This window comes from Candidatus Cloacimonadota bacterium (genome assembly GCA_034661015.1).
Lineage (GTDB): Bacteria > Cloacimonadota > Cloacimonadia > JGIOTU-2 > JGIOTU-2 > JAYEKN01.
The window spans coordinates 1-1,246 of sequence record JAYEKN010000018.1 but is presented as its reverse complement, the minus strand read 5'-3'; the positions used below and the strand labels follow the sequence as shown (position 1 = coordinate 1,246).

Below are 1,246 nucleotides of genomic sequence, written 5' to 3'. Positions count from 1 at the left end.
TGTTCGTGTTTTAGCGCGAATACTGACCAGTGTAAACACACGGTTTATTAATCAAGCAGCACTGATATTTACGGATCATACCCGCCGGGCCAAACGTAGGTTGTTGGCCATCATGAATGCCAAAGGCTCTTTCCAGCATTTCAGCTATACTTGCTCAAAATCCTGATTCAGGAATAATAGATTATAGTGACACTAATGTTATGCATAAAAATGAGAATGCAATTGTGTTCGAGTTTCTTGATTTTTACAAATCCGGCAATCCAAATGATAATAGTTTGAAATATCTTGTTTTTGACAGCAAGTTTACTTGCTACCAAAATCTTGCAAAGCTTGATGATAATAAAAATGTGAAATTTTTAACTATCAGAAGAAGAGGGAAAAATATTGTTCAGAGACTCAATGAAATTCCGAAGAAAGACTGGAGAAAAATTAGAGTCGATTGCGCAGGTAATAAAAAAAGAACACTCAAGGTGTTGGACGAAAAAATTTTTCTTAAAGATTACGGGAAAAAAATTCGTCAAATAGCAATTACGGGGCATGGTAAAATAAAGCCAGCGCTTATTATTACAAATGATTTTGATGAAGACATAGAAAAAATTATCAGAAAATATACAAGACGCTGGCTTGTTGAAAAAACTATTTCTGAACAGATAGAGTTTTTTCACCTTAATCGAGTTTCATCCTCAATGGTTATTAAGGTTGATTTTGATCTGACTATGAGCATAACTGCTCATAATATTTGCAGACTGCTCGCAAGGGAACTGGAGCGATATGAAAATATCAGTGATCAGACAATTTATGAAGAATTTATAAGAAATGCCGGAGAAATTGATATTACGGAAGATGAAGTAAAAATATTTCTGAAAAAGAAAGGAACACTGCCGGCAATATTAACTGCCATGCAAGAATTTTCTAACCAAAAATATCCCCGCCTAATGAATAAGAAATTGAATTTTTCTGGATCGTCAACCAGCTAAATTTTGGAGGCTTTTATTTGGCATGAAAATCTGTGTCAATTATAAACCTGCTTTGCTTCCCGCGCCTACTAGTTAAGAAAATAAGACCGCTACTCCATTCATTAAGAGATTATACAGCCTAATATACGTCATTTAAAGCAAAAACCAACAAGATACAATTCAAAATTAATATACTACCTAAAATTTTATTTTTCACAGCTCAATCTGAAAAATATTGCGAATAATTTGAAAAATTATGAAAACTGACCACACCAGTTCCGGTTGAGCCA

General features: G+C 33.9%; 1 protein-coding gene. It reads left to right on the top strand.

Going from position 1 to position 1,246, the window contains the following annotated elements; all coding sequences use genetic code 11:
- The first annotated feature begins 116 nt into the window (after positions 1-116).
- Positions 117-977 carry a hypothetical protein gene (locus U9P79_00525; protein ID MEA2103118.1) on the top strand — a complete coding sequence of 287 codons (861 nt, stop codon included), beginning with the start codon at positions 117-119 and terminating at the stop codon, positions 975-977.
- Positions 978-1,246: the final 269 nt, after the last annotated feature.

Coding starts and splice junctions, on each gene's coding strand:
- U9P79_00525 (MEA2103118.1), top strand. CDS start 117: ATGCCAAAGGCTCTTTCCAGCATTTCAGCTATACTTGCTCAAAATCCT.